General features: G+C 64.1%; 20 protein-coding genes. 7 read left to right on the forward strand and 13 right to left on the reverse strand.

Translation table 11 applies throughout. From position 1 onward, the window contains the following. Positions 1-47: 47 nt before the first annotated feature. The 3 genes from ruvC to pdxT are packed head-to-tail and all read right to left on the reverse strand — an operon-like array spanning position 48 to position 2,131. A complete protein-coding gene (ruvC, locus tag V3C33_09110; protein ID XAS69386.1) occupies positions 48-626 on the reverse strand; it encodes a crossover junction endodeoxyribonuclease RuvC in 579 nt (192 codons plus the stop codon). A 35-nt stretch (positions 627-661) separates the two neighbouring features. After that, positions 662-1,417, reverse strand: a complete 756-nt coding sequence (locus tag V3C33_09115) for a YebC/PmpR family DNA-binding transcriptional regulator (GenBank protein ID XAS69387.1) — start codon at positions 1,415-1,417, stop codon at positions 662-664. 3 nt (positions 1,418-1,420) lie between these two features. Then, on the reverse strand, positions 1,421-2,131 hold the full coding sequence (gene pdxT, locus V3C33_09120; GenBank protein XAS69388.1) for a pyridoxal 5'-phosphate synthase glutaminase subunit PdxT: 711 nt from the start codon (positions 2,129-2,131) through the stop codon (positions 1,421-1,423). Between the two features lie 91 nt (positions 2,132-2,222). On the opposite strand from pdxT, the gene V3C33_09125 reads away from it, so the two are divergent. Further along, the gene (locus V3C33_09125; protein XAS69389.1) at positions 2,223-3,515 is read left to right on the forward strand and encodes a MurT ligase domain-containing protein; all 1,293 of its coding nucleotides are present in this window, start codon (positions 2,223-2,225) and stop codon (positions 3,513-3,515) included. Further along, positions 3,512-4,270: a glutamine amidotransferase gene (locus tag V3C33_09130; protein ID XAS69390.1), complete on the forward strand. Its 759-nt coding sequence runs from the start codon at positions 3,512-3,514 to the stop codon at positions 4,268-4,270. Before V3C33_09125 ends, V3C33_09130 begins: the two co-directional genes overlap by 4 nt. A gap of 53 nt (positions 4,271-4,323) precedes the next feature. Here the strand turns inward: V3C33_09130 and V3C33_09135 are convergent, their stop codons facing one another. After that, positions 4,324-5,574 carry a CapA family protein gene (locus V3C33_09135; GenBank protein ID XAS69391.1) on the reverse strand — a complete coding sequence of 417 codons (1,251 nt, stop codon included), beginning with the start codon at positions 5,572-5,574 and terminating at the stop codon, positions 4,324-4,326. Between the two features lie 82 nt (positions 5,575-5,656). On the opposite strand from V3C33_09135, the gene V3C33_09140 reads away from it, so the two are divergent. Then, positions 5,657-7,669: a M3 family metallopeptidase gene (locus V3C33_09140; protein ID XAS69392.1), complete on the forward strand. Its 2,013-nt coding sequence runs from the start codon at positions 5,657-5,659 to the stop codon at positions 7,667-7,669. Positions 7,670-7,856: 187 nt separating this feature from the next. On the opposite strand, the gene pdxS is transcribed toward V3C33_09140, so the two are convergent. From pdxS to V3C33_09170, 6 genes are all read right to left on the reverse strand, one after another. Then, the gene (gene pdxS / locus V3C33_09145; protein ID XAS69393.1) at positions 7,857-8,783 is read right to left on the reverse strand and encodes a pyridoxal 5'-phosphate synthase lyase subunit PdxS; all 927 of its coding nucleotides are present in this window, start codon (positions 8,781-8,783) and stop codon (positions 7,857-7,859) included. A 143-nt stretch (positions 8,784-8,926) separates the two neighbouring features. Further along, positions 8,927-9,541 carry a CDP-alcohol phosphatidyltransferase family protein gene (locus V3C33_09150; GenBank protein XAS69394.1) on the reverse strand — a complete coding sequence of 205 codons (615 nt, stop codon included), beginning with the start codon at positions 9,539-9,541 and terminating at the stop codon, positions 8,927-8,929. Continuing rightward, positions 9,534-10,118, reverse strand: coding sequence for an HIT domain-containing protein (locus V3C33_09155; protein XAS69395.1), 585 nt, complete (start codon positions 10,116-10,118; stop codon positions 9,534-9,536). Before V3C33_09155 ends, V3C33_09150 begins: the two co-directional genes overlap by 8 nt. Before the next feature lie 17 nt (positions 10,119-10,135). Further along, positions 10,136-12,142, reverse strand: a complete 2,007-nt coding sequence (gene thrS, locus V3C33_09160) for a threonine--tRNA ligase (protein ID XAS69396.1) — start codon at positions 12,140-12,142, stop codon at positions 10,136-10,138. 132 nt (positions 12,143-12,274) lie between these two features. Beyond that, positions 12,275-15,784, reverse strand: coding sequence for a DNA polymerase III subunit alpha (dnaE, locus tag V3C33_09165; GenBank protein ID XAS69397.1), 3,510 nt, complete (start codon positions 15,782-15,784; stop codon positions 12,275-12,277). Continuing rightward, positions 15,781-16,146, reverse strand: a complete 366-nt coding sequence (locus V3C33_09170) for a hypothetical protein (GenBank protein ID XAS69398.1) — start codon at positions 16,144-16,146, stop codon at positions 15,781-15,783. The genes dnaE and V3C33_09170 overlap by 4 nt, the downstream gene beginning before the upstream one ends. Before the next feature lie 385 nt (positions 16,147-16,531). On the opposite strand from V3C33_09170, the gene V3C33_09175 reads away from it, so the two are divergent. Beyond that, positions 16,532-17,230, forward strand: a complete 699-nt coding sequence (locus V3C33_09175; protein XAS69399.1) for a response regulator transcription factor — start codon at positions 16,532-16,534, stop codon at positions 17,228-17,230. Positions 17,231-17,234: 4 nt separating this feature from the next. Here the strand turns inward: V3C33_09175 and V3C33_09180 are convergent, their stop codons facing one another. Beyond that, positions 17,235-18,953, reverse strand: a complete 1,719-nt coding sequence (locus V3C33_09180) for a GAF domain-containing sensor histidine kinase (GenBank protein ID XAS69400.1) — start codon at positions 18,951-18,953, stop codon at positions 17,235-17,237. A 170-nt stretch (positions 18,954-19,123) separates the two neighbouring features. Between V3C33_09180 and V3C33_09185 the strand changes: the two genes are divergently transcribed. The 3 genes from V3C33_09185 (at position 19,124) to V3C33_09195 (ending at position 20,609) form a co-directional block, all read left to right on the forward strand. After that, positions 19,124-19,588, forward strand: a complete 465-nt coding sequence (locus V3C33_09185; protein XAS69401.1) for a pyridoxamine 5'-phosphate oxidase family protein — start codon at positions 19,124-19,126, stop codon at positions 19,586-19,588. Between the two features lie 66 nt (positions 19,589-19,654). Further along, a complete protein-coding gene (locus V3C33_09190; protein XAS69402.1) occupies positions 19,655-20,098 on the forward strand; it encodes a pyridoxamine 5'-phosphate oxidase family protein in 444 nt (147 codons plus the stop codon). Between the two features lie 121 nt (positions 20,099-20,219). Further along, positions 20,220-20,609, forward strand: a complete 390-nt coding sequence (locus V3C33_09195) for a hypothetical protein (protein ID XAS69403.1) — start codon at positions 20,220-20,222, stop codon at positions 20,607-20,609. Between the two features lie 6 nt (positions 20,610-20,615). On the opposite strand, the gene V3C33_09200 is transcribed toward V3C33_09195, so the two are convergent. Both V3C33_09200 and V3C33_09205 read right to left on the reverse strand, forming a co-directional pair. Further along, complete coding sequence (locus tag V3C33_09200; GenBank protein XAS69404.1) at positions 20,616-20,936, reverse strand: chorismate mutase; 321 nt, start codon at positions 20,934-20,936, stop codon at positions 20,616-20,618. A 160-nt stretch (positions 20,937-21,096) separates the two neighbouring features. After that, positions 21,097-21,846, reverse strand: coding sequence for an SOS response-associated peptidase (locus tag V3C33_09205; protein ID XAS69405.1), 750 nt, complete (start codon positions 21,844-21,846; stop codon positions 21,097-21,099). Positions 21,847-21,890: the final 44 nt, after the last annotated feature.

Below are 21,890 nucleotides of genomic sequence, written 5' to 3' on the forward strand. Positions count from 1 at the left end.
GGCTATCCGAACATATCTACGAATACACTAGCAAGCCGGACTGACATTCAGCGTGCACGGCGCGCCTTTGCCTCGGCCTCCGCCCAGGCACGCTGGGCCGGCGTGAGCGACTCGCTTCCGGGGCCGGTGGTGGCCACAGCGGCGCCGCTCCCGGCACGCCATGCGTGGGTGATGGCAAGCGCCAATGCATCTGCGGCATCGGCAGGCCTCGGCGGTGCCTCAAGCCTGAGGATCTTGGTCACCAGTTTGGTCACGGCGTCCTTATTGGCGGTTCCACTGCCGGTGACGGCCGCTTTGACTTCCGACGGCGTGTGGAGGGCTACCGGTATGCCGCGCCGTGCTGCCGCTGCGATCACCACGCCGGACGCCTGCGCCACGCCCATAACGGTGCTGACGTTGAGCTGCGAGAAGACACGCTCCACGGCCAGAACGTCGGGTTCGTAGCGGTCCAGCCATTCGTCGATGGCCAGGGCTATGACCAGCAGCCGCTGGTCAAGCGTCTCGTGCGGCGAGGAACCCACTACCCCGACCGCCACCATGGTGGCCCTGCGGTTCTTTTCAACATCGACAACGCCGATGCCGCAACGGGTGAGGCCCGGATCAACTCCCAATACACGCAGAGTCATTTCCGGGCCTTCGGCTTAAATCGCAAGGCGGCTGATCACTCAGCTTCCAGTGCGGCCTGCACTTCGTCGCTGAGGTCAGCGTTGCTGTAGACGTTCTGGACGTCGTCGAGCTCTTCGAGCGCGTCCACGAGCTTCATGAATTTCTTGGCGCTTTCCAGGTCAAGCGGAACCTGCATGGTCGGCACAAATTCGGCTTCGTCGGTTTCGTACTCCATTCCGGCTTCCTTCAGGGCATCGCGGACGGCCTGAAGGTCGGTGGGTTCAGAGTGGATTTCGAAGGAGTCGCCGTTGTCCTTGACTTCCTCGGCCCCGGCTTCGAGGACGGCCATCAGGACATCGTCTTCGGTGAGTTCGTTCTTGGGCAGCGACACAACACCCTTGCGGGTAAACAGGTAGTTGACCGAGCCCTGGTCGGCCATGGTGCCGCCGTTGCGGGAGATGGCCAGCCTGACTTCCGAGGCCGCACGGTTCTTGTTGTCGGTCAGGCATTCGATCAGCAGTGCCGAGCCCTGCGGGCCACGGGCCTCGTACATGATCTCGGTGTAGTCCACCACTTCGCCGGTGAGGCCTGCGCCACGCTTGACGGCGCGCTCAATGTTGTCGGCGGGGACGGAGGTCTTCTTGGCCTTGGTGACAGCCAATTCCAGGCCGGGGTTGCCGGCAAGGTCCGGTCCGCCCATGCGCGCCGCGACTTCGATGTTCTTGATCAGCTTGGCGAACGACTTCGCCCGGCGGCTGTCGAGGATGGCCTTCTTGTGCTTGGTCGTCGCCCATTTGGAGTGGCCTGACATGCTTTACGCTTCTCCTCTGATCATTCGGATAAAAAGTTCGTGCACACGTTTTTCCCCAGTCACTTCCGGGTGGAAGGAGGTGGCCAGCAGGTGGCCGGAACGTACTGCCACAATTCTAGCCGTCCCTTGCAATGCAGCTGCGTGTGAGGCGTGGGCGGCATCCGCGGGTTCCACCTGGGCCAGCACCTCAACCCCTTCACCTACACGTTCCACCCACGGCCCGCGGATGAACACAGCGTGCACCGGGGGTACTCCGGAATCCGTGGCGCTGAAGTCGAGCCCCTTGAAGTCAAGGTCGGTCTCGAACGATTCGCGCTGCCGGCCAAAAGCGTTGCGGCGGACCGTGATGTCAAGCCCGCCGAAAGTCTGCTGGGCGTTGCCTGCCAGGTCGGTTGCCGGATCCGCGATCTCATTGGCAAGCAGGATCATTCCGGCGCATGAACCGTACACCGGCAGCCCGGTGGCTATCCGCTCACGCAGCGGATCCGCCAGTTCAAAAATGCGGGCCAGCTTGTCAATGGTGGTGGATTCGCCGCCCGGGATGATCAGTCCGTCGAGTCCGTCAAGTTCCGCCGGACGCCTGATTCCGACGCCGGTGGCGCCGGACGCTTCTACGGCATGGAGGTGTTCGCGGAAGTCGCCCTGGAGCGCCAGGACACCGATTCGCAGGCCCGAGCCCACGCGGGAAGCAGCCGCTGAAAGGGGATTGGTCATCCAGATATCATAGTGGGCCGGGCGCCACCGATTCCCCGTGCGGCCGGTGGCCGGCCCGATTCCATGCCGCTGCTGGGATATATTACAGAGCATGCTTTACTTCAGTATTCCGCTCGGCAAGCTGGTTCGCCGGGTCTCGCGGCTCAGGGGCGGAGGCTCTGCCCTCCCCGGGCTCGTGGTCGAGAAAATCGACCCCGGCTTTATGCAACGGACACTGTCCACGCTCCCCCGCGGTGTGGCGGTGGTCAGCGGCACGAACGGCAAGACAACAACCACCAAAATGGTGGTTGAACTGCTGGAGAGCCAGGGCCTGAAGGTCTTTACCAACCGCACGGGCAGCAATTTCACCCGAGGCGTTGCAGCCGCGCTCCTGGGCGAAGTTGATTGGCGCGGGCGCCTGCACGCGGACGTCGCCGTGCTTGAACTGGACGAGGCCCACGCTGTTCACTTCGTCAACAGGGTTCCGCCGCGCTACAGCCTCCTGCTCAACGTGCTGCGCGACCAGCTGGACCGTTTCGGCGAGATCGACAAAACAGCCCAGCTGCTGCAGCGCATTGCCTCCAAGACCACCGGCACTGTGGTCCTCAACCGTGAGGATCCGCGTGTGGCGGGAATCGCCGCCACCCTTGATGGGCCCGAGGTCCTTTACTTTGGCCTTGACGACTCGCTGCTCAGCACTTTCCCCAACGACGACGACATGCGGACCGTCCCCGGTGCCCCTGGACCGGCGGCTGTCCCTGAAAAGCCGCATGCCGACGTCGTCCTCCGCCGGGTGGGTGCGGACAGCGCTGACTTTGAGTACGACGGCGTCACGGTCACCACTGCGATGAAGCTCCGTGGTGTATACAACATCTTCAACGCGGCGGCGGCGCTGACGCTGGCGCGCAGTATTTCCGGCAGCGACGGCGCCGCCACGGACCACGACACCCTGCTGGAGGCACTGTCCCGGGTGGCCCCCGCCTTTGGCCGCGGTGAAAGCCTGACTGTTGACGGACTCTCGCTGGATCTCATCCTGGTCAAAAACCCCAGCGGGTTCCGGCTCGGCCTGAAATCCTTCCCGTCCGCCGGCTATGCCACCATGATCGCCATCAACGACAACTATGCCGACGGACGCGACATGTCGTGGCTGTGGGACGTTGAGTTCGAATCACTGCGCGACGGCGGTGTGGACCAGCTGACGGGGTCCCGCGCCTATGACATGGCACTGAGGCTCCAGTATGACGGGGTCCGCATCGACGCCGTCCAGCCGGACATCGCACCGGCACTGGCCGCCTTCATCCGTGATGCAAAGGGCAAACCCAAACGCGTCTTCTGCACCTACACGGCCATGTTGGCCATCCGCCGCGAGCTGTCCAAAATCACCACAGTGGAAGTGGTCTCATGAACCCCTTGTCAGAGTCGAACGTGTCAGAACCGGGCAGCAAAGGCACCATCCGTGTGCTTCAGCTCTACCCGCGCGACATGAACATCTACGGCGACTGGGGCAACGCCCTGGTCCTGCGGCAGCGGCTGTACTGGCACGGCTACACACCGGAGCTCCTGGAGTACAACGTCGGTGACGAGTTTCCGCAGGACATCGATTTGATTGTTGGCGGCGGCGGCCAGGACAGCGGGCAGCTGGTGATCCAGGATGATCTGCTGGCGCGGGCTGATGTGCTAAAGGAACTGGCCGAGGACGGCACCCCCATTCTGGTCATCTGCGGCCTTTATCAGCTGTTCGGCCGCTTCTTCAAAACCCATACCGGCTCGGTGATTCCGGGCATCGGGATTCTTGACGTCGAGACCCACGGAACCGATGAGAGGCTCATCGGGAACGTGAAGGTGGCCACCAAGGAATTCGGCGAGGTGCTGGGGTATGAGAACCACAGCGGACAGACAACCCTTGGGCCTGGCGTGGAACCCCTTGGCACCGTGGCCAAAGGCACCGGCAACAACAGCACCGACGGGCAGGAAGGGGCACGCTACCGCAACGTGGTGGCCAGCTATCTGCACGGATCCCTGCTCCCCAAAAACCCGGCCATTGCCGATTTCCTGATCCGCACCGCCGTCGAACGTAAGTACGGCAGCTTCACCGCCGGTGCGCCGGATGATCACTACGCGGTGCTGGCCCGGGACCACGCGGCCCGCCGGCCGCGCTGACCTTCCGGGTTTCCGAGTCAGACCCGGGGCCTCACGGCCGACAGCTCCCCGGCTCAGGGTTGCTTGGTGATAAGCAGCTCGTGGGCACCGGCCGCGGCCGCGCCCATGGATTCCACTACCGTCTTCGTCCGGAGTCTGGTGGCCGCATCCGCCTCGGCGGTGGCGCAGACCCCCTGCGGTGCATCTGCTGCTACTGAACACCAGCGGTAGGGCCCGCGGACAATCACCGACGGCGCCCAGCCGAGGTCGGATGCCGTCCACTTCCCGGCCGTGTCCTGGCTGAACTGGGCGCGGACCAGCAGGCCTTCGTTGTTCGCCACGTACGTGGGCGAGAGTTCGGTAATCCCGTTGCCGAGACCGTAGACGATCCATGTGCCCTTGTACTTCTCGATGGGAAGCACGGAGTGCGTGTGGTGGCCGTAGATCATGGTGAACTGGCCGCTGTCCACGAGTGCATGAGCCACCTCCTTCTGCTGGGCATTCGCTACGCTCACATATTCGTCGCCAGCATGCATCGCGCCGAGGACGATGTCAGCCCCGAGCGCCTTCGCTCTTTTCGCCTTGGCAATCATGGTGGGAGCGTCCAGCATGTCCACCTGCCAATCCTGTTCCGGGAACTGCCCGTTGAGGCCGTAGGTGCCCTGCACGATCGCGATTTTGGCCGCTGCGGTCTGCAGCATCAGAATGCCTTTGGAGTCCGCCTCGGTCCGGTAGGAGCCGGTATGCTTCAGGCCCGCGGCATCCAGGGCGTCCAGGGTGCGGAGCAGTCCGTCGGTGCCACGGTCGATGGTGTGGTTGCTGGCGGTGGTGCAGGCGCGATAGCCCAGATTCTTCGAGGCTGCGACAATCTGCGGCGGGACGTTAAAGGACGGGTATGCCGAGAAGGGACCCCCGGGCCCGGCAACCGGAGTCTCCTGGTGGCAAATGGCGAGGTCGCTGGCCTTGATGTAGCGGCGCTGGCCTTCCAGCAACGGCACGAAGTCCAGTCCGGCCTTGCCGGCGGCCGCTGCGTCCTCTTGGGCCTGCTGCCACAGCTGGGCGTGCACGAGCATGTCCCCGGTGACCAGCACGGAGGTACAGCGGATCGATTTACACGCTGGGCCTGCGCCGGGAGTAGGCGTGGGGGTGGGAGCAGGCGTGGCTGTGGGTGTTGAGGCCGTGGGTGTTGATGAGGCCCGCGGCGGGTTGCCGTCGGGACTCTCCTGCTCGGCTATCAGTCCGCAGGACGCCAGCGACACCATTAGTGCCACGGCCGCCATGACCGAGGCTGTGCGGACGGAAGACGTTTTGAGTCTGTTCCCCATAGCCGCAATCCTACGGTGACCGCGTTCACAAAACACTTCGGACAGCATTGAGAACATGGCGACTATGTGAAAGTGTTATTTCATGACTAACCCCCTGCTGCGTCCCAGCCCGCTGCCGTTCGGACTCCCGCCATTCGCCGAGATCAACGATGCCCAGTACGCCGAAGCGGTGGACGCCGGCCTCGCTGAGCAACTCGCAGAAATCCAGGCCATTGTGGACAACCCCGAGCCGGCAACCTTCGAGAACACCGCACTTGCCATGGAACGTTCCGGACGTCTGCTCGAGCGTGCCGCGGCGTCCTTTTTTACGCTTGTGTCAGCCGACGCCTCGGAGGCCATCCGTGAACTTGAGACGGAACTTTCCCCCCGCTTCTCCGCACACCAGGACGCTGTGTACCTGAACCGCGGACTTTTTGACCGCTTCGATGCCGTTGGCACCGCCGGACTGGATGACGAGTCTGTCCGGCTTGTGGAGGAATACCTCAGGGAGTTCCGCCAGACCGGCATCCAGCTCGACGACGCCGGACAGGAACGGCTCAAGGCCGTCAACGCCGAACTTTCACGGCTGGGCACCGAATTCGGCCAGCGGGTCAAGGAAGCAATGAAGTCAGGCGCGCTGCTTCTCACTGACGTGGCGGAACTGGCCGGGTTGCCTGCCGACGATATTGCCAGCGCTGCCGAGGCGGCCCGGACCGCCGGACACGAAGAAAAGTTCCTCCTCACCCTCATCCAGCCCAGCAACCAGCCGGCCATGGCCGCCCTCGAGAACCGGGACGTCCGCCGCCGCCTGTATGAGGCGTCGATAGCCCGCGGAAGCAACGGCGACAGGCTGGACGTGCTGGACCTCGTGAAATCCACGGTGAAGCTCCGGGCCGAGAAAGCCACGCTCCTGGGCTTCGCCAACTACGCGGAGCTGGTGGTTGACCGGCAGACCGCGCCGGATTTCGGGGCCGTGCAGACCATGCTCAGCCGGCTGGCACCGGCCGCCGTGCGCAATGCAGACACTGAGGCTGCCGCTTTGGCAGAGGCGGCCGGCCACGCCCTCGAAGCCTGGGACTGGGCGTACTACTCCGCCAAGGTCCGGCGTGAACGCTACGCCGTGGATGAGCAGGCCATCCGCCCCTATTTCGAACTGGACCGAGTGCTGGTGGACGGTGTGTTTTTCGCAGCTACCTCGCTGTACGGCATCACCTTCCACGAGCGCACGGACCTGGCCGGTTACCACCCCGACGTACGGATCTGGGAAGTCCGCAACGAGGACGGCACCGAGCTTGGACTGTTCCTGGGCGACTACTACACCAGGGATTCAAAGCGGGGCGGTGCCTGGATGAATTCCCTCGTGGAGCAGTCCGCCCTCCTTGGCACTAAGCCCGTGGTGATCAACAACCTGAACATTTCCAAGCCGCCGGCCGGAGAGCCCACGCTCCTCACTCTGGACGAGCTCCGCACCGCGTTCCATGAATTCGGCCACGCTCTCCACGGGCTGTTCTCCGACGTCACCTATCCACGGTTCTCCGGCACCGCCGTCCCCCGCGACTTTGTGGAATACCCGTCCCAGGTCAACGAAATGTGGATCATGTGGCCCGAGGTACTGGCCAACTACGCCCGCCACCATGCCACCGGCGATCCGCTCCCCCGGGATGTGGTGGACAGGCTCAACGAATCCCGGCTGTGGGGCGAGGGATTCGGCACCACCGAGTATCTGGGTGCAGCCCTGCTGGACCTCGCGTGGCACCTTCTGGATGGCAGTGACATCCCGGACGACGCACTCGCGTTCGAGGCCAAGTCACTCGCCGCCGCCGGTGTGGCGCACACCCTCATACCGCCGCGGTACCGCACGGGTTACTTCCAGCACATCTTCGCCGGTGCAGGCTATGCCGCCGGCTACTATTCCTACATCTGGAGTGAAGTCTTGGACGCCGAGACCGTGGACTGGTTCAAGGAGAACGGCGGGCTGGGCCGCGCCAACGGCAGCCACTTCCGTACGGAACTGCTGTCCCGCGGGAACAGCCGCGATCCGCTCGAGTCGTTCCGGACCTTCCGCGGGCGTGACGCCGAGCTCGGGCCGCTGCTGAAACGCCGCGGCCTCGGGTAGCCCTCAGAGCACGGAGGCCATTCGGCGCAAATCAGCTCCCGCGATCATCCATTGCTCCGTATGTGCCCTTATGGGTGGCCAAAAGGGCAGTTGGGGAGCAATCGATTGGAGGAAGGAAGCACGACGGCGGCCGGTCACCTTCGCAGGTGACCGGCCGCCGTCGTCGCAAATGTTTTGCTGCTGCTGGTTACCAGCCGCGCTCGGAGAGGCGGTGCGGCTGCGGGATCTCATCCACGTTGATGCCGACCATGGCTTCGCCCAGGCCGCGGGAGGCCTTGGCGATGACGTCGGGATCATCGAAGAAGGTGGTTGCCTTCACAACGGCAGCGGCGCGCTGGGCGGGGTTGCCGGACTTGAAGATACCGGAGCCGACGAACACGCCGTCAGCGCCTAGCTGCATCATCATGGCTGCGTCAGCCGGGGTGGCAATGCCGCCCGCCGTGAACAGGACAACGGGAAGCTTGCCGGTGGAGGCGATTTCCTTGACGAGTTCGTACGGGGCCTGCAGTTCCTTGGCCGCGACGTAGAGCTCGTCTTCCGCCAGTCCCGCAAGCTTCTTGATCTCGGCGCGGATCTGGCGCATGTGGGTGGTGGCATTGGAGACGTCGCCGGTACCCGCTTCACCCTTGGAGCGGATCATCGCCGCGCCCTCGTTGATGCGGCGCAGGGCCTCACCAAGGTTGGTTGCACCGCAGACGAAGGGAACCGTGAAGTTCCACTTGTCGATGTGGTTGGTGTAGTCGGCCGGGGTCAGGACCTCGGACTCGTCGATGTAGTCGACGCCGAGGGACTGCAGGATCTGGGCTTCAACAAAGTGGCCGATCCGGGCCTTCGCCATGACAGGCACGGACACGGCGTCGATGATCGCATCGATCATGTCCGGATCGGACATGCGGGATACGCCGCCCTGGGCACGGATATCGGCAGGAACGCGCTCGAGCGCCATAACGGCAACGGCGCCGGCATCCTCGGCGATGCGGGCCTGCTCGACGTTGACGACGTCCATGATGACGCCGCCCTTGAGCATCTCTGCCATGCCGCGCTTGACGCGGTTGCTGCCCGTCACGCTGTTCGCGGACTTGCCGGCTTCGCTGCTTACATCAGGTGTAGACACAAAAACCCCTATGGGTAGATAGATGACCTTCGCCGGGGTGCAGACGGCACCGAAATGCCGCAGCATGCACACACCGGATTGCCGGAACCATTGACCAGGCAGTCCTAATACTAGTACCCCGCGGCGACGCGGCTTAATTCGGGTTACTCGGGGACTTCAAGCGACTGACGGTGAACCGTGAGTACCCGTTGAACTATCGTGATCAGGCTCGCCAGGGCGAGCAGCCCGAGCGTCACCAGCAGCACGATGCTCGGCAGTCCCAGGCCGGTGAAGCCCGTGACCACGAGGACGGAGACCAGCCGTTCTGCGCGCTCGGCGATGCCCACATTAGCCTCAAATCCGAGCGCCTCCGCCTTGGCCCGGGCATAGGAAACCACCATGCCAAGAACAAGGCAGACGACGGCGGCAATCGCTATCGCGTCATCCGTTCCACCGGTGAAGAACCAGATGGCGAGGCCGGCAAACAGTGCGCCGTCGGCAACACGATCGAGGGTGGAATCAAGGAAGTTGCCCCAGCGCCCCCCGCCGTTCTGCATGCGCGCCATGATGCCGTCGATGACATCCGAAAAAATGAACGCGGTGATGAAGAGCGTTCCCCACCAGAGCTGGCCGAGAGGGTAGAAGACCAGGGCGCCAGCCACCACGCCGGCAGTGCCGACGATGGTGATCGCGTCTGGCGACACCCCTATTTTGAGCAGCCAGCGGGCAAGCGGGGAGAACAGCGCGGTGAAAAAACCGCGGGCATGCCTGTTAAGCATGCGACTCCCCGGGCCAGGCCTGGGCGACCTGCTGACGTACCTCATCAAGCGTTTGCGTGATGGCCTTGGTCTGGGCAATGATCGGGAAGAAATTACCGTCCCCACCCCACCGGGGAACAATGTGCTGGTGCAGGTGGCCGGCGATACCGGCGCCGCCCACAACACCCTGGTTCATCCCGAGGTTGAACCCGCCGGGGTTTGCCACTTTGCGGAGGACGCGCATCGCCGTCTGGGTCAGCTCTGCGAAGTCCGCGGTCTCCTCTACGCTCAAATCCGTGTAGTCCGGAACATGGCGGTACGGGCACACCAGGAGGTGCCCCGGGTTGTACGGGAACAGGTTCAGCACCACGTAGCTGGTCTTCCCGCGGAAAACGATCAGCGAATCCTCGTCGCTGCGTGACGGAGCGACGCAGAACGGGCAGTCGTCCTGGTTCTTGAACTGGTTCTGCCCGCCCTTGATGTAAGCCATCCGGTGCGGAGTCCACAGGCGCTGAAAAGCATCCGGAACTCCGGCAAGGCCGAAGTCATCGGTCACGCCGGCGTCGCCCGGATAGTCCGCGCCTGTGTTCTCCTGCACCCGCTGTTCCGTTTCCGCTAGCTGGCCCGGTTACGGACGGCTTCGACAATCCGCCGGACAGCCTCTGTTACCGGCACACCATTGTCCTGGCTGCCGTCGCGGAAGCGGAAGGACACTGCACCGGCGTCGGCGTCGTCTCCTCCGGCGATCAGCACAAACGGAATCTTGTCTTTGCTGGCTGTGCGGATTTTCTTCGGGAACCGGTCCGAGGAGATGTCCACTTCGGCACGGATGCCTGCGGCCTTGAGCTGACCAACGACGTCGAACATGTAGTCGTTGAACGTTTCAGCCACCGGGATGCCCACCACCTGGACCGGGGCCAGCCACGCCGGGAAGGCACCTGCGTAGTGCTCGGTCAGGACACCCATGAACCGTTCGATCGAGCCGAAAAGGGCGCGGTGGATCATGACCGGGCGCTGGCGGGTTCCGTCCGCGGCCTGGTATTCCAGTTCAAAGCGCTCGGGCAGGTTGAAGTCCAGCTGGATGGTGGACATCTGCCATGTTCGGCCGATTGCGTCGCGGGCCTGCACCGAAATCTTGGGGCCGTAGAACGCGGCTCCACCCGGATCCGGAACAAGCTCCAGCCCCGATTCCTGGGCCACTTCCGCCAGGGTCTGTGTGGCCTCTTCCCAGATTTCGTCCGAACCCACGTTCTTTTCGGGGTCCTTGGTGGACAGCTCGAGGTAGAAGTCCTCCAGGCCGTAGTCCTTCAGCAACCCGAGCACGAAGTTGAGCGTTTTGGTGAGTTCATCCTTCATCTGCTCGCGGGTGCAGTAGATGTGGGCGTCGTCCTGGGTCATGCCGCGCACTCGGGTCAGGCCGTGCACCACACCGGACTTCTCGTAGCGGTATACGGAGCCGAACTCGAAGAGCCGCAGCGGCAGCTCGCGGTAAGAGCGTCCCCGGGACCGGAAGATGAGGTTGTGCATGGGGCAGTTCATCGGCTTCAGGTAGTAATCCTGGCCGGGCTTGCGGACCGTGCCGTCCTCGTTCAGTTCAGCGTCGATGTGCATCGGCGGGAACATGCCGTCCTTGTACCAGTCCAGGTGGCCAGAGACCTCGTAGAGATGCCCCTTGGTGATGTGCGGGGTGTAGACGAAGTCATAGCCGGCGTCGATGTGGCGCTGGCGCGAGTAGTCCTCCATGGCCTTGCGGATGATGCCGCCCTTGGGGTGGAACACCGGCAGGCCGGAGCCCAGCTCATCCGGAAAGGAGAACAGGTCAAGTTCCGCGCCGAGCTTGCGGTGGTCGCGGCGCTCAGCCTCGGCAATGCGTTCCTGGTAGGCCTTGAGGGCGTCCTTGGTGGGCCAGGCCGTGCCGTAGATGCGCTGCAGCTGCTTGTTTTTTTCGCTGCCGCGCCAGTATGCGGCGGAGGACCGGGTCAGGGCGAAGGCGTTGGAGATCAGTTTGGTGTTGGGCAGGTGCGGGCCACGGCAGAGGTCGCACCAGACCGTGGTTCCTTCCTTGCGCTCCACGTTGTCGTAGATGCTCAGCTCGCCGCCGCCCACCTCAACGTTTGAACCGTCAGCCTCGGAACCGGCGCCTTTGAGGCCGATGAGCTCGAGCTTGTAGGGCTCGTCTTTCATGGCTTCACGGGCTTCGTCTTCAGTGACAACGCGACGAATGAATTTCTGGTTCTGGTTGACGATCTTGAGCATCATCTTTTCGAGGGTCTTGAGATCCTCGGGGGTGAACGGTTCTTCGACATCGAAGTCGAAGTAGAAGCCGTCGGTGATGTACGGGCCGATCCCGAGCTTGGCGTCGGGGCGCAGCTGCTGGACAGCCTGGGCCATAACGTGGGCGGTTGAGTGCCGCAGCACGTCGAGTCCCTCCGGGGAATCGATGGTGATACCTTCGATTTCCGCATCTTCGGGCAGCGGCTGGTCCAGGTCCTTCAGCTCGCCGTTCACGCGGGCAACAACGACGTCGCGGCGCTCAAAAAAGAGTTCCGCGCCGGTGGTCCCGGTAGTCACCTTGGTCTCTTCGCCATTGACGATGAGGGTGATCTGCTGGGCATCTGACACGGGTGTCTCCTATTCAATGTTTAGGCTTCGTAGCTTGTGGCGTACGGGGACCACAGCCAGCCTCGTCCATGCTATCGGTTTCCGGAGAGGCCGACCAACGGGCGCAGGGGAACTGCCTGCCAACCGAAACCGTCAGCTGCCGAGCCCGGTGATGGCCAGCGTCCTGGTAATGCCGTCCAACGGGCCGGGCTGCCTGAACTCCTCCGGATCGGTGGAATCAACGGCCGCCGGTCCATGCTCGGGGAACGGCAGGGTCTCCACCCGGCTGAGGTCCCACGCCATGCTGGCACTCAGGCTCATGCCCTTGGGCCCGGTCCTGCGGGTGGTGCCGCGGATCAGCAGCAGCCGGGTACCGAACAGCAGAGGTCCGGCCTGCTCCTGCGCTTCATGGAAGAAGACTGAGTCAACGCAGCCTGTGCCGTCGTCGATGCTGATGAACACCACCCTGCGGCCGCCGCGCATGGGCGGAGTCTGGGTGGCGATCCGGACGCCGGCAACCAGCACCTCCGTGCCGTTGCGCAGCCCCAGCAGCTTGTCTGCCGTGGTGACGCCGAGCCTGTCCAGCATGGGCCGGTGGCTGTCCATCAGGTGCCCGCTGACGTCAATGGCCATAAGGTCCAGCTCTGCCCGGACGTTTTCCACCAAAGTTGGTTCCGGGAGCCCGGCCTTCACATTCCGCAACTCAACATCGCCCAGTGGCAGGGTCAGCTGGCCCTCCATAACGTCGATGCCTTTTCTGCCCGGACGGGTCTGCAGGTTCTGCAGGTGGTGGACCAGATCAGCCCGGTTTGCGGTTCCCCCGGATTCGCGGTGCATGGAATCAAACGCACCCAGCTGGGCAAGCCGCTTGATGCTCGGCTTGCTCAGCCTGGACCGTGCGCGCAGATCCGCCAGCGAATCATAGGGCTGCCCGGCCACCATCCGCTTAAGTTCGGCTGCCGACAGGCCGAAGATCCCGTTCAGGCTCAGCCGGATTCCCAGCTTGCCCCGGTCCGGCCCCGCATCGACCCGTTCCACCCGGTACTCCGCGTGGCTGCGGTTGATGTCCAGCGGCAGGATGGGGATGCCCAGCCTGCGGGCCTCTGCCACCAGCAGCCGTTTGGGGTACATGCCGGGATCGTGTTCCCACAGCCCGGCCAGGAAAGCCTCCGGGTGGTGGGCTTTCAGCCAGGCCGACTGGTAGGTGGGCACGGCGAAGGCCGCGCCGTGTGCCTTGCAGAAACCAAAGCTGCCGAAGGCTTTTAGTGTTCCCCAGACTTTGTCCACCACTTCCGGCGTGTAGTTCCTGGCCCGGGCCTCCTTCCGGAAGAACTCCTCCACCTTGGGTTCAAGAGCCTCGTTGCCCAGCGCGCGGCGGAACTCATCCGCACGTGCCAGGTCGCAGCCTGTCATCACATTGAAGGTCCGCAGGATCTGCTCATGGAAAACCGTCACCCCGTGCGTTTCCTGCAGCACCGGTTTCAGGGCCGGATGCGGGTAGACCTCCGGCGCAAAACCATGGCGGTGTTCAAGGAAGGGCCGCACCATGTCCGATTTCATCGGCCCCGGGCGGAACAGCGAAATATCGATGATGAGGTCGTTGAAATCACGCGGCGCCATTTTGCCCACGAGCTCGCGCTGGCCCGGGGATTCGATCTGGAAGCAGCCCAGCGTGTGGGTGCTGCGGATCAGTTCGTAGGTGGGTTCATCGTCCAGCGGCACCGCGTTGAGATCGATCCGGCCGTCGTCGGTGATGTAGTCCGGCCCCGTGCCGTCCGGCCCGGAAGGATGCGCGCCTGCCGCCACCACCTCGGCCTTGGACGGATGAAGCCGGATCACTTCGCGGACAGCGAAGGCCATGGCGCTCTGCATCCGGACGCCCAGCACATCGAGTTTGAGCATACCCATGGGATCCATGTCGTGTTTGTCGAACTGGCTCATGGGCAGGCCAAGCCCGCTGGGCTGGACGGGAGTCCGGTCCAGCAGGGTTGCGTCCCCAAGGATCACCCCGCAGGGATGCATGGAAATATGGCGCGGCAGCCGGTCCAGCCGTTCGGTCAGGTCCACGAGCAGATCCAGCTGCTGGTTTTCCGTGAAGTCCCTTTGCTCCACCCGCCCTGCGAATTCCCTCAGCTCCGGCTTCTCCACGAGGGCTTCGCGAAACTTTCGCGCCGAAAAACGCCACAGCTGTTTGGCGATCTCGCCCACATCGCCGTCATCCATGCCCAGCGCCATGCCGGCATCCCGGACAGCGCCGCGGGCGCGGTAGCCGTTCTGCATGCTCATCAGGGTGACGCGCTCAGCACCGAAGCGGTCAAAGATCTTCCGGTAGACGTTGTGCCGTTCCGCGCTTTCGACGTCGATATCGATGTCCGGCAGCGTTGCCCGGTCCCGGGAGAGAAACCGTTCGAAGATCAGGTCATGCTGCAGCGGATTCACTTGGCTGACATCGATCAGGTAGTTGACCAGGCTGGAGGCCCCGGACCCGCGGGCAGCAGCCCGGACCCCCATGTCCAGGATCATCCGGGATACCTCGGCCACGGTAAGGAAGTAGGACGCGAAGCCCAGGTTCGCGATGATCCGCAGCTCATGCTCCAGCCGGGTGCGCATCTGAGCCGCCGGCTTGCCGGAGATCCCCGGGAACCGCCGGCTGATCCCCGCCTCGCAGCGCTGCGTCAGCTCCAGCAGCGGATCCCCTGTAATACCGATCACCGAGGCCTCCGGGACCACCGGCTGTTTCCAGCCCATGTCCGTGACCGGGTCCATCCGGCAGCGGTCCGCGAGCGCCTCCGTCTGCGCCATCAGCTGTTTGAGGTCCGCGGCACCATATGCGGCGGCATGGATGATTTCCTTGCCCAGCTGAAGCATCTGCGCCGGGGGTTTCAGCCAGCCTTGCCCGTTGGGCTGGAGCAGCGGTTCAGCGGACAGTTCGGGCAGGGATTTCAGGGCGCGGGCGGAATCCAGTACGTCCGCCGTGGCGGCGCCGTCCTCGGCGCAGTAACGCACGGCATTGCTCAGCACTGCCGGCACTCCGAATTCCTCAGCCAGTTTAAGCATGCGCACTGCGTGGGCCGTGCTCAGCGGTTGACCGGGTGCGCTGAGCTGGGACACCACTTCCGTCACCACGGTTCCCGGTGGCATGGCGTCCAGCCAGCGTTTGAACAGGGTGCGCGGCCGCAGGTAGCGGCGCCCGCCCATGGCACGTCCGACGTCGGAATCCGGCCCGATCAGCACGGTGAGCACCGGCTTCAGGGTTTCCGGGTGCAGGGTTCTTGAGGCAAGTTCTGCCCGGGTGACCGCCACCGGCACCGCTCCCCCGGCTTTCCCGGAGGTGCGGGCATGGGCGTCCGAAATCAGCCGGCAGAGGGCCCGGTAGCCGGCGCCGTTGTTCTGTCCATGGGCAAGTACGACGACGCGGCCCGCGAGCTGGGTGCGGAGGTCGCCGTCGTCGTCAAAGACCGCAAGGTCAACCCCCACTACAGGATCCAGCCCGGCAACCATGCAGGCTTTGAGGTGTTTGACGGTTCCGTACAGGCCGTCGCGGTCGGTGCAGGCGAGCGCCGTGGCGCCGTCCGCGGCTGCGGCCTGCGCCAGCTCATCAGGCCAGGACACACCATAGTGGGCGCTGAAGGCTGTGGAAACGTGCAGATGTGTGAAGGTCATGCGCTTCTGGGACGGAGCGCATCATGGATCCGCAGCAGTCTCCAGCGTCCGCTGCCTGTCTGCCGGACCAGGTCGAGGGTGAGCGGGTCCTCCGGGAACCGCGGCGGCACAGCGCGTTTTCCTGGCGGCATGCCAGTGGCCTTAGCATCAGCGGCCCGGACCTGGATCCGCCAGATCTCGTGGTCCACCAGTCCTGGGCCGCTTCCCAGCGGCGCGCGGCTTTCCTCAGCCCACCATTGACGCCGTTCATACCACCGCACCGGCTCGGCGCAGACAGTGTACTGGCGGCCTGCCCACTGAAGCTTCAAGGGCTGGCCGGCAGGAGTGCAGACGACGTCTACAGACTCGCTGAACATGCCCATGGGTGCCTCCCGGAACAAACTGAAAATAAAGTTATTCGAATACATATTCTAATAACTTCAGTCTACGCCGGGGCCCGGACAAAACCTACACCGAGGTTTCCGCCAGTGAGAACGGCCTCGGCGCCCTGGCGGTCGTTCGAAGGGGAGCGGATTACAAGGACGGGCGGGCCGGGCAGCGCCGGCCATGTCCCCTCCGTTCGCTCGCAAGCGGCCTGCCCGTCTGGACTGACCGGGATCCGGCCCCGACGATAGGGCCGAAAGTCGCGGGACCGACCCGGGCCATTGGACCCTTGCGACCCTCCGGGTGCTCGGCAACAATTGCAGGGCCGGCAACCACGACATGCCGGCGTTATTTGTAGCCGTACCGGCTGCAGGCAGGAGGAAAATGGATCGCCCACAAGATTCGCTCCGGACCTCCGAGGCATCGGCAGCCGGACCCATCCGTGTCTTCGTCCTGGACGATCACGAACTGGTCCGACGTGGCCTGCAGGAACTCCTGGAGGGCGAGGGCTTTGTTGTTGTCGGAATGTCCGGGTCGGCAGAAGAAGCAGCCCGGCGGATTCCGGCCCTCCGCCCGGACGTCTCTGTTCTCGATGCCCGGCTGCCGGACGGGACGGGCATTGAGGTCTGCCGGGAAGTGCGCTCAGTGGACCCATCGCTAAACTGTCTGATATTGACGAGCTACGACGACGAACAGGCGCTGCGGGGCGCCGTTCTGGCGGGCGCCGCGGGGTACGTGCTCAAGGAAATCGGCGGCACTGATCTCCTGGGGGCCCTGCGCAGGACGGCCCGGGGCGAGTCCTTGTTTGATGCCGAGTTGAAGGCACGGATCATTCAGGGGCTGGTGGAGCCCGAGCACGTTGATCCGCGGGTCGCGTCGCTGACCCCGCAGGAGCGCCGGGTGCTGGAGCTCGTGGGCCAAGGCCTGACCAACAGGCAGATCGGTGAGAACATGCTCCTGGCCGAGAAGACGGTGAAGAACTATGTCTCCTCGCTGCTGGCGAAGCTGGGGTTTGAGCGGCGCACCCAGGCCGCTGTGTACATGGCTCATGAATCTGACGCGCAGGCCCCACGGATTCGCTGAAGTCTCAGTTCAACGGAACCGACCACACCAGCGTGGTCCCGGCAGCCGGCGAGCTCTCCACCGTGAATGACCCTTCCAGATCCCGGGCCCGGTGCTTCATGTTCGCCAGGCCGTTGCCGGGCACGGGGTCGCTGAACCCCACGCCATTGTCCTGAATCAGGAGAGTCACCCTGCCATCCGCCGCAGCCACGGACACGGCAATGGAGTCTGCACCTGAGTGCCGGATCGCGTTGCTGAGGCCTTCTGAGACGACGGCCAGCAGATTCGAAACCATGCCGGCATCCGACACCGAGTCGATGTGCCCTGTCATGGTCAGGCGTGGTGCGAACGGGAGGGTCATGGAGGCGCTGCGGACTGTCTGGAGCACGCGGCTACTGAGCAGCTCCGTCTCACCGGAGGTGGCCCGCAGCGAATAGATCGTGTCCCGGAGATCCCTGATTGTCTCGTCCAGCTCTCCGGTCACCGCCTCGATTCTGTCCGTGGCGGATTCATCCGTGGTGAACCGGCGAAGGCTCTGGATGCTCAGCCCTGCGGCGAACAGCCGTTGAATCACGACGTCGTGCAGGTCCCGGGCGATCCTGTCACGGTCTGTGAACACTACGAGCTGCTCCCGCATCCGGTGGCCGCGGGCAAGTTCCAGGGACAGCGCAACATGGGATCCGAAGACGGACCCCATGTCCACATCGGTCCGGGAGAATGCTGCGGCCCCGGGATTCCTTGCCAGCATCAGCAGCCCGTGATGTGTCCCCAGCGCACTCAGGTCTATTGCGAGGAGCCTGCCCCAGGGGAGGCCCGCGGCCGAAGCCAGGCATTCGGTGGCATCGTCCAGAAGCGCGGGTTTTCCGGTGGCCAGGATCGCCCTGATCTCAGGAACATCCATAGCCAACACCCGTCCGGCGTAGTGGGCGCCGTGTTCTCCGGCTGAGCCGATGACGCGGAAGGACCCCATTCCGCCGTCGGGTACCAGGATGAGCGCAAGATCCGAGTCGGATTCCTGGAGCGCCCGGGCTGCGATGAGGTCCTGGCCCCCGTCCTGGCGCTGACCTTCCTGCTCCTCGCCCCTCATCCGGCCCGTGACATCCATGCAGGCCTCCAGCCACTGTGTCCGGCGGCGGGCGTCCTCGTACAGGCGCGCGTTCTCAATTGCGACGCCGGCGGCGGCCGCTAATGCAACCGCGAGGTCCTCGTCTTCGGCGGTGAAGTCGCCTCCGCCTTCTTTTTCGGTCAGATAAAGGTTGCCGAACACCACGTCCCGCACCCGGACCGGCACGCCGATGAAAGAATCCATGGGCGGGTGGTGCTCGGGGAACCCGTACGATTTCGGGTGGCGGCGCAGGTGGTGCAGCCGCAGAGGCGCAGGGTCGCTGATCAGAAGTCCCAGCACTCCGTGTCCCGTTGGCAGCGGGCCGATGCGTCCGGCCGTTTCCGCGTCGATTCCGACGGTGATGAAATGGCTGAGCGACCTGTCTTCGCCCAGGACGCCAAGGGCCCCGTACCGGGCGTTCAGCAGCTGGCATGCCGATCTGACCACTCTGTCCAGCACGGCTTCCAGGCTGAGGTCTTCAGCGACCGCAACCACGGCTTCAAGAAGCCCACGCATGCGTTCCTGGGCGTGGACCAGCTCCCCGGCCCGGGCCACGAAATCCTTGAGCAGGTCCTCGATCCGGATGCCGGCCGTGAGCGGACGTTCGCCAGGGTCAGAGCCCGGAACGGGACCTTCCATGTGCCACCTTCCGCCGGATGCGAATCACGTGGATCTGTGGGCCCGGAACTTCAGCCGCGCGCATATCCGAGGACAGACTACCGCGCCATGGCGTGATCAACCAGACTTCAGCGTGAGGCGGGGTCTAAAGGCCCTAACGGTGCCGCTCGCCGCACCGTACGGTCAAAGGCATGCGCCCCAAACAGCGAGACCTCACCGAACGGCTTGCCCCTGACGAGTGCTGGGAGCTGCTGGACCGTACCGTCGTCGGAAGGCTGGCCGTGATTGTCGGCGAGCACCCCGAGATCTTCCCCGTCAATTATGTCGTGGACCAGAACACCATCATCTTCCGCACCGGGTTCGGAACGAAGCTTTGGAGCACGGTGCGGGATCAGTGTGCCCTGGAAATCGACGGATACGACGCCGTCGCGGCGAGCGCCTGGAGTGTAATGGCCCGGGGCCGCGCAGAGCTGGTGCTGGACCCGGGGCAGCAGGCCGCCGCGGGAGCACTGCATCTGGACCCCTGGCAGCCTGGCGACAAGAACCACTACCTGCGGCTGACCCCCGAGTCGCTCACGGGGCGCCGGTTCAAGACCACCCGGCCGGACATCTGGAACACGCCTGATTCCGATGCCCGGACTTCCTCATTTCACTAAACCCCGTGCCGGAAGCGGCCGGCCGAACCTGCCGCCTACGACGCAACCGATAGAAAAGGAACGGACATGTCCATACCGAACATGGCACCAGGCCGCATCGACGGCGCCCGGCACGTCACGACAGAATACAGCGAGGATCAGTGCTGGGACCTGCTCCGCTCGCACACCACCGGACGCTTCGGATTCGTGCGCGACGGCCGGGTCATGATCCTGCCCGTCAACTACCTTGTGCACAACAAGGCCATCTACTTCCGCACTTCTCCGGACGGGATAATCAGCGATGCCGTCCCGCACCAGCAGTCGTCGTTTCAGGTTGATGACGCCCGTCCAGCGCGCAGCGAGGGTTGGTCCGTGCTGGCCAGCGGCCCGTCATCCCGGGTGATGGAACCGGAGCTCCTGACGGACTTGTGGGGGCAGATCATGCCCGAGCCTTGGGGTGGCGGAGCACGGAATCTATTCATCCGCATCGACGTGGCCACCCTCACCGGACGGGGTGTGCACCTCGGCTGACTCCAATGCCTTCCAGGCCTTGCCGAGCCGCGATTCAAGACCATGGGGTTGGACTCCGTTCGCCCGTCCGGCAGCAGATCAGGGGTGGACGGACAGGGGGCGCAGAGAGCAGGATGGAGCCATGAGTACCAATGACGCACTCCTCAAGCACGTAAGCATCGCGGCCCAGGATGCCAGCCTGGTGGCCAGGTTCGACATCGACGGCAACATCCCGGGGGCAGGGGCATACGTTGTTGGCCTGGTGGCAGCCACCCCTGACTACTCTTCCCAGCGCAGGCTCGGCATCGAGTTCATGAACGGGGAGGCGATCGCCTTCTACTCGTTCAGCCATGAGCAGGGCACAGAAGAGAACTACTCGCTCAGCGGCGTCTCGCACTCAGGCAACACCATCACCGGAAACTTCCCGCTGGCCGCTATCCACGGTTTAGGCAAGGGACATCTCATGACAGCGTTCAGTGAAGCCGACGGCCGGGAATTCCAGTCCGGCGTGGCAGTGGAAGAGGCGCTCTAGGCACGCTCAGCTGTTGTCCTTGTGGACTTTCAGCTCAAGTTCGATGAACGCTGAAATCATGGCCCGGTAGGTCGATTCCACGATGTCAGGATCAATGTCCTTCTTCACCGCAGCTGCCCGGACGTGCTCAACAACGCGCTCCACCCGGCCCGGTGCCCGGACTTCCGCGTCATCGCCCTTCAGGGTTCCGGAAATCCGGATCAGCCGTTCACGCCGCGCAATGAGCGTGACGATCTGCTCATCGACTTCATCAACGGCGATACGAACGGCGGCAAGCTGTTCTCTGTCGGCCTTGGCGTCTTTGTCGTTTCCGTGATTTGTCGGCATGCCATGACAATATCGAAGTATGCAGCCTCGAGTCGATTTCATCTCACTGGGAGTGCGCAATGTCGACGCCTCCCGCCGTTTCCATGAGGTGGACCGGGTCTTTCAACCCCATCTGGACAGTGGACGACGGCGGCCACGTCACGGTCTGATTCCTGCCGGACTAAAAGAGACTTGCCACCGGTGTGATGAGGTCAGCGGAGTTGTTCCGGACGTTCCCGACAGCCTGGCCGACGGAATCCACGTGCCAGCCGGCGGCGACATCCTTCACCCCGTCACGGACCAGATCCACCAGGGCGGCGGCGTCATCCGCCTGCGGGTCAAGCCACGTCTCCATGGTTTCTTTGCTCATGGGCAGCGGCACACGGTCGTGCAGGGCAGTCAGCTTCCCGAACACGGTGGACTCGGCGCCCGGCGGAGGCGTGTCGGCCGTCAGGATTGACGTTGACAGCATCCAGCGTGCAGGATCGCCGTCGGCCTTAGAAGGATCCTTCCACCACTCATACAGTCCCGCGAAAACCATGCCGCTGCCCTCCGCCGGGTGCACATAGTAGGGCTGCTTGGTGCGGCCTTCGCCCTGTTTCCACTCAAAGTAGCCGTCCGCGGGCACCGCGCAGCGCCTGGTCTTGACGGCCTTGCGGAATGCCGGCTTCTCCAGCACAGACTCGCTGCGCGCATTGATCATTTTCGAGCCGATGCCGAGATCCTTCGCCCACGAAGGCACCAGGCCCCACCGGGCCACGTGCAGTTGCCGGACCGGGCCGCCGTCAATCAGCCGCTCCAGGACAATGGGAACATCATCGGTGGGCGCAACATTCCACGACGGCGGGATCTCGAATTCCTCTTCAAGCCCGGCATCGAATTCCGCGAGCAGATCCCCGACGGCCCGCGCCATCACATAGCGTCCACACATGGCACCAGCATGTCACCGTGGCCGCGCTGTGTCATCACTGCCCG

The sequence above is a fragment of the Micrococcaceae bacterium Sec5.7 genome, assembly GCA_039636785.1.
Classification (GTDB): domain Bacteria; phylum Actinomycetota; class Actinomycetes; order Actinomycetales; family Micrococcaceae; genus Arthrobacter.

Bases quoted from the DNA above. Each gene is read 5' to 3' on its own strand.
- V3C33_09175 (XAS69399.1), top strand. From the start codon at position 16,532: ATGGATCGCCCACAAGATTCGCTCCGGACCTCCGAGGCATCGGCAGCC.
- V3C33_09170 (XAS69398.1), bottom strand. From the start codon at position 16,146: ATGGGCATGTTCAGCGAGTCTGTAGACGTCGTCTGCACTCCTGCCGGC.
- V3C33_09190 (XAS69402.1), top strand. From the start codon at position 19,655: ATGTCCATACCGAACATGGCACCAGGCCGCATCGACGGCGCCCGGCAC.
- V3C33_09195 (XAS69403.1), top strand. From the start codon at position 20,220: ATGAGTACCAATGACGCACTCCTCAAGCACGTAAGCATCGCGGCCCAG.
- V3C33_09135 (XAS69391.1), bottom strand. From the start codon at position 5,574: ATGGGGAACAGACTCAAAACGTCTTCCGTCCGCACAGCCTCGGTCATG.
- V3C33_09150 (XAS69394.1), bottom strand. From the start codon at position 9,541: ATGCTTAACAGGCATGCCCGCGGTTTTTTCACCGCGCTGTTCTCCCCG.
- V3C33_09200 (XAS69404.1), bottom strand. From the start codon at position 20,936: ATGCCGACAAATCACGGAAACGACAAAGACGCCAAGGCCGACAGAGAA.
- V3C33_09140 (XAS69392.1), top strand. From the start codon at position 5,657: ATGACTAACCCCCTGCTGCGTCCCAGCCCGCTGCCGTTCGGACTCCCG.
- V3C33_09125 (XAS69389.1), top strand. From the start codon at position 2,223: ATGCTTTACTTCAGTATTCCGCTCGGCAAGCTGGTTCGCCGGGTCTCG.
- V3C33_09180 (XAS69400.1), bottom strand. From the start codon at position 18,953: ATGGAAGGTCCCGTTCCGGGCTCTGACCCTGGCGAACGTCCGCTCACG.
- V3C33_09185 (XAS69401.1), top strand. From the start codon at position 19,124: ATGCGCCCCAAACAGCGAGACCTCACCGAACGGCTTGCCCCTGACGAG.
- ruvC (XAS69386.1), bottom strand. From the start codon at position 626: ATGACTCTGCGTGTATTGGGAGTTGATCCGGGCCTCACCCGTTGCGGC.
- V3C33_09115 (XAS69387.1), bottom strand. From the start codon at position 1,417: ATGTCAGGCCACTCCAAATGGGCGACGACCAAGCACAAGAAGGCCATC.
- V3C33_09205 (XAS69405.1), bottom strand. From the start codon at position 21,846: ATGTGTGGACGCTATGTGATGGCGCGGGCCGTCGGGGATCTGCTCGCG.
- pdxT (XAS69388.1), bottom strand. From the start codon at position 2,131: ATGACCAATCCCCTTTCAGCGGCTGCTTCCCGCGTGGGCTCGGGCCTG.
- V3C33_09130 (XAS69390.1), top strand. From the start codon at position 3,512: ATGAACCCCTTGTCAGAGTCGAACGTGTCAGAACCGGGCAGCAAAGGC.
- dnaE (XAS69397.1), bottom strand. From the start codon at position 15,784: ATGACCTTCACACATCTGCACGTTTCCACAGCCTTCAGCGCCCACTAT.